This window comes from Planomonospora corallina, from assembly GCF_042650625.1.
GTDB lineage: Bacteria > Actinomycetota > Actinomycetes > Streptosporangiales > Streptosporangiaceae > Planomonospora_B > Planomonospora_B corallina.
Genome location: NZ_JBHSBM010000011.1, coordinates 678,349 through 687,230, shown reverse-complemented (window position 1 = coordinate 687,230; position 8,882 = coordinate 678,349). Strand labels below are relative to the sequence as shown.

At 72.1% G+C, this 8,882-nt stretch carries 6 protein-coding genes and 1 pseudogene; 5 read left to right on the top strand and 2 right to left on the bottom strand.

The genetic code is table 11. From position 1 onward, the window contains the following. Positions 1 to 177: 177 nt before the first annotated feature. A complete protein-coding gene (locus tag ACFOWE_RS07930) occupies positions 178 to 2,280 on the bottom strand; it encodes a sigma-70 family RNA polymerase sigma factor (RefSeq protein WP_377286422.1) in 2,103 nt (700 codons plus the stop codon). Between the two features lie 893 nt (positions 2,281 to 3,173). Here ACFOWE_RS07930 and ACFOWE_RS07925 point away from each other — a divergent pair. The 3 genes and pseudogenes from ACFOWE_RS07925 to ACFOWE_RS07915 all read left to right on the top strand — a co-directional run. Continuing rightward, the gene (locus ACFOWE_RS07925; RefSeq protein ID WP_377286421.1) at positions 3,174 to 3,419 is read left to right on the top strand and encodes a hypothetical protein; all 246 of its coding nucleotides are present in this window, start codon (positions 3,174 to 3,176) and stop codon (positions 3,417 to 3,419) included. After that, positions 3,416 to 4,003 (top strand): type II toxin-antitoxin system VapC family toxin, encoded by a 588-nt coding sequence (locus ACFOWE_RS07920; protein ID WP_377286420.1) that lies wholly within the window; start codon positions 3,416 to 3,418, stop codon positions 4,001 to 4,003. Before ACFOWE_RS07925 ends, ACFOWE_RS07920 begins: the two co-directional genes overlap by 4 nt. Positions 4,004 to 4,143: 140 nt before the next feature. Beyond that, positions 4,144 to 4,299 (top strand): annotated as a pseudogene (locus ACFOWE_RS07915) (transposase family protein); the annotation flags it as partial. 85 nt (positions 4,300 to 4,384) lie between these two features. On the opposite strand, the gene ACFOWE_RS07910 reads toward ACFOWE_RS07915, so the two are convergent. Next, positions 4,385 to 5,683, bottom strand: a complete 1,299-nt coding sequence (locus ACFOWE_RS07910) for a phosphoribosyltransferase family protein (protein WP_377286419.1) — start codon at positions 5,681 to 5,683, stop codon at positions 4,385 to 4,387. Positions 5,684 to 5,918: 235 nt separating this feature from the next. Between ACFOWE_RS07910 and ACFOWE_RS07905 the strand changes: the two genes are divergently transcribed. Together ACFOWE_RS07905 and ACFOWE_RS07900 are read left to right on the top strand one after the other, a co-directional pair. After that, entirely contained in the window at positions 5,919 to 7,601 is a 1,683-nt protein-coding gene (locus ACFOWE_RS07905; RefSeq protein WP_377286417.1) for a GspE/PulE family protein, read from the top strand. A 164-nt stretch (positions 7,602 to 7,765) separates the two neighbouring features. Continuing rightward, complete coding sequence (locus tag ACFOWE_RS07900; protein ID WP_377286416.1) at positions 7,766 to 8,881, top strand: type IV pilus twitching motility protein PilT; 1,116 nt, start codon at positions 7,766 to 7,768, stop codon at positions 8,879 to 8,881. The last annotated feature ends 1 nt before the right edge of the window (position 8,882 follow it).

Genomic DNA, 8,882 nt, shown 5'->3' with positions numbered 1-8,882 from the left:
GCGTCGCGGACGCGATGTTCGAGGCGGCCGACTTCCTGGAGGAGTCGCTGCGCTGGGCCGCCCAGGTGCTCCGCGGCGGGACCTCCCGGCCGGGGCACGCGGCGGGACCTCCCGGCCGGGGCACGCGCGAGGACGGGACCGGTGGGGGCGGGCCGTACCGCCCCCACCGGCCGGAGGTCACTTCCGGCCGAAGTTCTGGGTCCAGTACCTGGTCCCGCCGGCCTTGTAGTAGACGCCCGCGCCGATGGCCTTGTAGGAGCAGTTCAGCATGTTGGCGCGGTGGCCGGGGCTGTTGAGCCAGCTGTTGACGACCGCGGCGGCCGTGCTCTGCCCTGCGGCGATGTTCTCGGCGGCCGGCGAGTCGTAGCCCGCCGCCCTGATCCGGTCCCACGGCGAGCGGCCGTCGGCGGAGGTGTGGTCGAAGTAGCCCCGCACCGCCATGTCGGTCGAGTGGCCGCGGGCGGCCTGGCGGAGCTTCTCGTCGTTGCGGAGGGGCCCGCATCCGGCGTCGGCGCGCGCGACGTTGGTGAGGCGGACCACCTCGTCCTCCAGCGCCCGGAACTCGGCGTCCCGGTCCCCCTGGACGGGGGCGCTCTTCTCCGGAGAGGGCGCGGGCTTCGCCGGGGCGCTCTTCGTCGGAGAAGGCGCGGGCTTCGCCGGGGCGGAGGCGGGCGGGGAGGGCTTGGCGCTGCTCGCCGCCGGGGACGGCGTGCCCGTGCCCGGCTTCGCGGCGGGCGCGCTCGGCTCGGCAGCCGGCGTGCTCGGGTTCGCGGCGGAGGAGGTGGGCGCCGGGCCGGACGGCCGGGCGGCCCGGAGATCCCGGGGGGCCGCGGAGGAGCGGGCGCTCCGGGCGGCCCGGGTGGGCTCGGCCTCCGTGGACGGCCCCGCCTGCGTGGACGGCTCCGCCGTCGTGAGGGGGCCCGTCACGGTGCCCGACTCCCCGGGGAACACCTTCTCCTGCTCCTTCGCGTTCCGGGGGCGGCCCGTCGATTTCGCGCGGGGGGACGTCCCGCCACGGCGCGGTTCCGCCTGGGGGGAGGGACTGAAGTCCTCCGGGAGGTCCGCAGAGGGGGCCTCGAACGGCTCCGGCCCGGCCTCCGGCTCCGGCACCCCGGACGTGGCCGCGGGGGCCGGGGTCGCGGTCTCCGCGGCCGCCCGGTAGACCGGTCCGCTGGAGGCCACCGGGTCGGCCTGGACGGCGTAGACGGCCGTGACCCCGCCCAGCGCCACGACCGTACCCGCCACGGCCAGCAGGATCGGCTTCGCGGTGGCCTGCGCGGCGAGGTCCACCGCCCGGCGCCCGCGACCGCCTGCCCGCCCCGCCCGGTGTCCCCTGCCTACCTGGGCGGCCCGGCCTACGGAGGCCGTGAGAGCACCGGACGAGGCGGAGGACGCGGCGGCGCCGGACGAGGTGGGCCCCGCCTCCACCGCGCCGGGCGGGTTGGGCTGCGCCGCCGGCGCGGCCTGCGCGGACGCGTCCCGGAGCACCTGCGCGCAGGCCGCGAGCAGGGAGTCCGCGGAGATCCCCAGCGGGAGCGGGAGCAGCACGAGGCCGCCCAGCAGCCGGTCCAGCGGGACCAGGCCCTCCCGTTCGGCCGAGCAGACGACGCACTCCTGGGCGTGCCGGGTGAACCGCTTGCGCCAGAGCGGCGCGGGCCTGCCGTTCCAGCCGCGGGCGATCGTCTCCAGTCCGGCGCAGCGGGCGGACGAGAGGGCGCGGACCACCATCCGGGTGGCGTCCAGCCGCTCGCGCATGCGCTGCAGGCGCACGGCGGCGTGCCGCTCTTCGATGCCGAGCCCGGCCGCCAGCTCGGCGCGGGTCAGCTCGCCGGCGACCTCCAGCCACCACACCGAGAGCAGCTCGCGGTCCTCGGCCTCCAGCCACCGGGTCGCCTCCACGACCTCCCTCCGCTGGCCGGACAGTCCCAGCCGGAGGATGGTCAGCCCGACGAAGTCGGCCCCCGGGTCGGCGGGCTCGGGCACCTCGTCGAGTCCCGCGGCCGGCATCGCCTGCCAGGCGATCCGGCGGTCGTAGACCTGGCGCATCGCGATGGAGACGAGCCAGGAGCGGAAGGCGGCGGGGTCGGCCAGCCGGGGCAGGCCCGCCACGGCCCGCAGCATCGTCTCCTGCACCACGTCGTCCACGTCGTGGTGGCCGTTCATCGCCCGGCCGACGACGTTGTACACCAGCGGGAGGTGGTCCTTGATCAGGACTGCCAGCGCCTGGGGGTCTCCGCTCCGCGCCGCGGCCACCGTCGCGGTGTCATATGACCGGTTCATACGTGCTCGTCACCTCGGGTCATCGCCTCACGGGCCTCTCCTGTCACATGAGGCCCTCACTTGGCAGACCCGGGAAGGCGCCCTCACATAACGGAAATTTGGAAAAATTTTGACCCAAGATCTGGACCAACCGAAACGATCAACGCGCTGCGGCCGCGGGCGCGTTCACACCAGGCCGCCTGGGCGAGCCGACCCAGACCGTGGGCTTCGCCCTAATGGGCGGGATTCTGGAAGAAACCGGAGCCGTTCAGCGGCGGACGCGGCCGCTGCCCGCCCGGCGGCGTCAGCACCTCCGGACTCGCAGCCCGAAGATCATCAGCAAGTACCTCCCCAACTTCGGCAAGCACCCCACGACCACGCGGGCCTGCACCCTGCACACCGAGGTCATGATCATGAAGGAAGGGCTTGCGTCCCGCCCACACCGCCAAACGCAGCGGCGTTGAACAATTCGGCAGTACGCTCGGACGCTTTTGCCAGCATGGATCTTGGGTACGTCATGCTTCTACTCGTTGATCAGACGGGGAACCATCGCCTGACCGGGCAGCGAAGACGGGAGCGGCTGTGTCCAGGATGTCGCTGACCTGGAAGCTGATGGGATCAGGATGGGCCGACTGCACGGTTGCCGATGATCGAGCGCAGGTGGAAGTCACCGTGTCGCACCTCCCTCCGCATGCGGTGGAAGACTTACCGGCCGCGGTGACGCGACTGGTCGTGGGCGAGCAGGAGACCCGCGCAGTTCGAATCAGGGTGGACCGAGTGACGGTGAGCCCCATGGGTGTTCATGGCTCCCCGCCTGTTCTGGCCCGCATCTGGCACGAAGTCTTGATGTAGGGACACGGCTGATACGGCGGTTGGGCTGGGGTACGCGCAGACGCTTACGTAGACTCAGGGGTATGACTGCCGGGCAGGCGCACGAGGAGCTCCGCCATCTGGTCGATCGGCTTTCTCCGGACCAGGCGCGTCGTCTGCTGCGTCTGGTGAAGACGGATCCGGAGCTGGCTGAGACCGTGGACGAAGAGACCGATGAGCCGGTTCGGCGCCGTAGGTTGTCGATCGCGGGGATCGGTGCGTCCGGTGAAGGGGATCTGTCGGAACGGGTCGAAGACCTTCTGGCGGAGCGGTTCAATCGGTCGGTGTGACCGCCACGATTCTGGACACCGGCCCTCTGATCGCCGCCGTCGACCGGGATGACAAGCACCACGCCTCATGCGTACGTCTCCTGGAGGAACTGGAGGGGCCGTTGCTGCTGCCCTCGACGGTGCTCATCGAAGCCGGTTGGACGATCAACAGGCACATGGGGGCGGCCGTACACGCCCAGTTCCTTGATCTCGTGACGGAAGAGTTCGAGTTGGTCGATCTCTGCCCTGCTGACGTGCGGCGCATGGCCGAACTCGTCCGGCTCTACGAAGACGCGCGTCTTGATCCGGCGGATGTGTCCGTGGTCGCCATCGCTGAGCGGCTGGACGTCACGCAGATCGCGACACTTGACCTGGGCATCGGGCCGGTCATGAGTGACCGTGGTCGCCCCCTCGCCACCCTGATTAATGGTCCGGCTGGCATCGCTGGTCATGGCGTCATGGAGCGCGAGATATCGCGCGGGCGAGTGCTTCCTCGTCTGGGACGAGCTTCGGGCGTACGGTCCGGACGGTGTCCCCGAAGCTCTCCAGGAGGATGCCGAAGATGTCGCGAGAGAGACCGTGCGATGTGTGGCGGTCAACGTTGATGTGATCGTGGAGCGGCTGACTGCGGCCGGCTGTGCCTTCGCCTTCCCTGGTCGAATCCGGCAGTTGCCCACGGAAGATGATCTAGAGGCGGAGCAGGTGATCGGTCCTCTTCCGCTCGCTCTACGTGCCTGCCTGGAGGCAGAAGCAGGCCAACCGCTCCCACGCCCGGCTACGCGGTCCCGGCGAGCGCGCCAACGCCCAGCTCAAGAGCTGGCGCATCCTCCGGCGGCTCCGCTGCAGCCCCGGCAAGGCCGGGTACCTGTGCAAGGCCATCGCCGTCCTACAGAACTACGAGGTCGCCCGGGAACGCAGCGGCGTCGCCGAAATGACCTACCGGCCGCGGCCCGTACGGCGGGCACCGCTCCCGCCGTACGGCGGGGTCACCGGTGCGCGACCGGGGCGAGGTGGGCGGTGAACCAGTCGCGGGCGAACTCCGCGACGGTCTCCAGGGCGCCGGGCTCCTCGAACAGATGGGTGGCGCCAGGGACGATCCGCAGACTTTTCTCGCACTGCAGCCGCCGCTGCGCCGCCCGGTTGAGGTCGAGCACCACCTCGTCGTGCCCGCCCACGATCAGCAGGGTCGCGGCCCGTACGGCGGGCAGCCGCTCCCCGGCCAGGTCGGGCCGCCCGCCGCGGGAGACGACCGCGGCCACGTCGCCGTCCGGCACGGCCGCCGCCCAGAGCGCGGCCGCGGCCCCGGTGCTGGCCCCGAAGTAGCCGACCGGCAGACCGGCGACCTCCCGGCGGCCGCGCAGCCAGCCGGTCACCCGGATGAGCCGGTCGGCCAGGAGCGGCACGTCGAAGACGTTCTCCCGGTCGAGCTCCTCGTCCGGAGTGAGCAGGTCGAACAGGAGCGTGGCCAGGCCCGCGCGGTAGAGCGCGGTGGCGACCTGGCGGTTGCGCGGGCTGTGCCGGCTGCTCCCGCTGCCGTGCACGAACACGATCGTCCCGGCGGCCCCCTCCGGTACGGCGAGCCGCCCGGGCAGCCGGACCCGTCCGGCCTCCACCTCGACGTCCGCGGCGAAGGCGGAGACGGAGACGGAGACGGAGTCGGCCCGCCGGAGCAGCTCGACCACCTGCGCGTCGGAGGTCTGGTCGAAGTCGGTGTACCAGGCGCCGATGGCGAACAGGTCGGCGGGCGTGTGCAGGCACACCACCTCGTCGGCGGCCTCGCGCAGGCTCTCGACCGCGTCCGGCGCCCCGATGGGGATCGCCAGCACCACCCGCGACGCCCCGTGCGCCCGGGCGACCAGGCAGGCCGCGCGGGCGGTGCCCCCGGTCGCGATCCCGTCGTCCACCACGACGACGGTCCGCCCCCGGAGGTCCACCGCGGGGCGGTCACCGCGGAACCGGCGGGCCCGGCGCTCCAGCTCGGCCCGTTCGCGCTCCTCCACCTCGGCCATGTCCTCCGCGGTGAGGTAGGCGGCCCGCACCACGTCGTCGTTGACGACCCGGACACCGCCCTCCCCGATCGCGCCGAATCCCAGCTCCGGCTGGGACGGCACACCGAGCTTGCGCACCACGATCACGTCCAGCGGCGCGCCGAGCACCCGCGCCACCTCGAACGCCACCGGCACGCCTCCGCGCGGCAGTCCCACCACGACCGCGTCCGCGCCTGTGAGGTGTCCCCGCAACCGCTCTGCCAGGCGTGCCCCCGCGTCACGACGGTCGACGAACATCACGTTCACCCCCTGGCGGGCGCCCCCTTCCCGGGCCGCCCGAGGTCCCTCGTCGGGGCCCTACCCCGCCTCCGCGCACGCAAGCACCCGCCCCGGACGGCGCACGCCGTACGGCACGGCACGCACACCGGGGACCCGGGCGAGGACCGCAAAGGGACTCAACTGGCGCTCCCCGCGGCCGATGGGTGTCCCGTGGCAGGCATCCGCATCCGCGACGCCGTTTCCGAGGGGTGACATGAACCAACTGTTCTCTCCGATGCTCAACGCGCTGAAGCAGCTGGGTGTGGACCCGCAGGCGCTGGAGCGGGCGGCCGAGGAGGCCGAGCGGACGGGGCGCTCCCTGCGTGCGGTGCTGATCAACGACAACGTCGTCACCGAGGGGCAGCTCACCGAGGCCTCGGCCATCGAGTACGGGATCAAGAGCGTCGACCTGGTCGGCTACCCGATCGACCCGGCCGCGATGACCAGGATCCCGCTCCCCCTCGTGCTGCGCCACCGCGTCCTCGGCCTCTCGCTGGACGAGGAGGCAGGCGAGATCACCGTCGGCATCACCGACCCGGGTGACGTGCTGGCCCTCGACGACGTGCGCGCGGCGACCGGGATGACGGTCCGGCCCGTCGTGGTGGCCCGCAGCGACCTGCGCCGCATCATGGACCGGCTCAAGCGCGAGGAGAACGACCTCGGCGACATCGCCGAGGCGCTCCGCGCCGAGCAGCAGCAGACCGAGACGGTGTCGAACCTGAACTCCGTCGAGGAGGACGCGCCGATCGTCCGGTACGTCAACTCGCTGCTGGAGCAGGGCATCGCCAACCGCGCCTCGGACCTGCACCTGGAGCCGACCGAGCACGACATGCGGGTGCGCTACCGCATCGACGGCGTGCTGCACGAGGTCGACACCGTCCCCAGGCACGTGCAGTCGGCCCTCATCTCCCGACTGAAGATCATGTCGAACGTCGACATCACCGAGCGCCGCGTCCCGCAGAACGGCCGCATCACCGTCATGATCAACGGCCGGAAGGTCGACCTGCGGACCGCCACCCTGCCCACCGTGTGGGGCGAGAAGATCGTGCTGCGGGTCCTCGACACCGGCGGCATCAACCTCAGGCTCGACAGCCTCGGCTTCACCGAGGACAACCACCGGCGCTTCTCCGCCTCCTTCACCAAGCCGCACGGCATGGTGCTGGTCACCGGGCCGACCGGTTCCGGCAAGTCGACCACGCTCTACGCCACCCTCGCGGCGATCAGCAACCCGACCGTCAACATCATCACGGTCGAGGACCCGGTCGAGTACCGCCTGCCCGGCATCAACCAGGTGCAGGTCGACCACAAGGCCGGGCTGACCTTCGCGGCCGTCCTGCCGGCGATCCTGCGCTCGGACCCCGACGTCGTGCTGATCGGTGAGATCCGGGACCGGGCCACCGCCCAGATCGCCGTCGAGGCCTCCCTCACCGGCCACCTGGTGCTGTCCACCCTGCACACCAACGACGCGCCCAGCGCGGTCGTCCGGCTGACCGAGATGGGCATCGAGCCGTTCCTCGTCGGCTCCTCGGTCGACTGCGTGCTGGCCCAGCGGCTCGCGCGGCGGCTGTGCGACTGGTGCAAGGAGGAGTACGTGCCCGGCGAGGACGAGCTGACCGGCGCCCGCTGGCCGTACGGCACGCTGCCCCGGCCGGAGACGCTCTGGCGGCCGGCCGGCTGCCGCAACTGCGCCAACACCGGCTACCGCGGCCGGATCGCGCTGCACGAGGTCATGCCGATGACGCCGGAGATCGAGCGGCTCACCGTCCAGCACGCCTCCGCGACCGAGGTGCAGCGGGTCGCCGAGGAGCAGGGCATGCTCGCGCTGCGCACCGACGGCCTGGCCAAGGCCGCCGCCGGCCAGACCTCGATCCAGGAGGTCCTGCGCGTCGCCATCTGACGCGCGGGCGCCCTCGCCCCTCAGGAGGTCCCGCGCGTCAGATGGCGCGCGGGCGCCCCCGCCCCGAGCCGTGACGCGCCGGCGTCGCCGTCCACGCGGAACGGCTCAGCCGCGGGCCCATCCCGCCGATGGACCCGGAACAAGTGATGTCAAGGAGATCCCCGATGGAGTCAGTTCATTCGCTCGGCCGTCCGAGAGACGAGCTCGGTGACGCGCGCGCGGCCCTCAACGCGATGCTCGTCTCCCTGGTCGAGGAGCGCGGCTCCGACCTGCACCTGACGGTGGGCGCGCCGCCCGCGATCCGCGTGGACGGCAGCCTGCTCCAGCTGAAGGAGTACGGCCGCCTCGCCCCCGCCGACACGGAGGCGCTGCTGCGCACGGCGGTGAGCCCCGCCCAGTGGGAGCGCTTCGAGCGCGACCAGGAGCTCGACGTCGCCTACAGCATCGAGGGCGTCTCCCGGTTCCGGGCCAACCTCTACCGGCAGCGCGGCTCGTACGGCGCGGCCTTCCGGGCCATCCCGCACGACATCAGGCCGCTGGAGGAGCTGGGCCTGCCGGACGCGGTGGCGAAGTTCGCCCACCTGCCCCGCGGGCTGGTGCTGGTGACCGGGCCCACCGGCTCGGGCAAGACCTCCACGCTGGCCGGTCTCGTCGACCTGGCCAACCGCACCCGCTCGGGGCACATCATCACCATCGAGGACCCGATCGAGTTCCTCCACCCGCACAAGCGCTGCATCGTCAACCAGCGCGAGGTCGGCGCGGACACCCTCTCGTTCGCCGAGGCCCTCAAGCACGCGCTCCGCCAGGACCCGGACATCATCCTCGTCGGCGAGCTGCGCGACCTGGAGACGACCTCCACCGCGCTGGCCGCGGCGGAGACCGGCCACCTCGTCCTGGCGACCCTGCACACGCAGAGCGCCGCGCAGACCATCGACCGCGTCATCGACATCTACCCGCCGCACCAGCAGCAGCAGATCCGCACACAGCTGTCCATGGCGCTGCAGGGCGTGGTCACGCAGGCCCTGGTCCCCCGGATGGACGGCTACGGCCGCGCGGTCGTCGCGGAGATCATGATGGCGACCCCCGCCATCCGGAACCTGATCCGCGAGGGCAAGAACCACCAGATCCCGGCCTTCATGCAGTCCGGCGCCGGCGAAGGCATGATCACGTTCGACCAGCACCTGTCCGAGCGGGTCCGGAACCGGATCGTCAGCTTCGAGAACGCGCTGGACGTCTGCCACTCGGCGGAGGATCTCAATCGCCTCGTCGGGAGGTTGTGAC

What these genes read in the sequence shown, in the direction of transcription:
- ACFOWE_RS07930 (WP_377286422.1), bottom strand. Translation starts at nt 2,280, where the DNA reads ATGAACCGGTCATATGACACCGCGACGGTGGCCGCGGCGCGGAGCGGA.
- ACFOWE_RS07925 (WP_377286421.1), top strand. Translation starts at nt 3,174, where the DNA reads ATGACTGCCGGGCAGGCGCACGAGGAGCTCCGCCATCTGGTCGATCGG.
- ACFOWE_RS07910 (WP_377286419.1), bottom strand. Translation starts at nt 5,683, where the DNA reads ATGTTCGTCGACCGTCGTGACGCGGGGGCACGCCTGGCAGAGCGGTTG.
- ACFOWE_RS07905 (WP_377286417.1), top strand. Translation starts at nt 5,919, where the DNA reads ATGAACCAACTGTTCTCTCCGATGCTCAACGCGCTGAAGCAGCTGGGT.
- ACFOWE_RS07900 (WP_377286416.1), top strand. Translation starts at nt 7,766, where the DNA reads ATGGAGTCAGTTCATTCGCTCGGCCGTCCGAGAGACGAGCTCGGTGAC.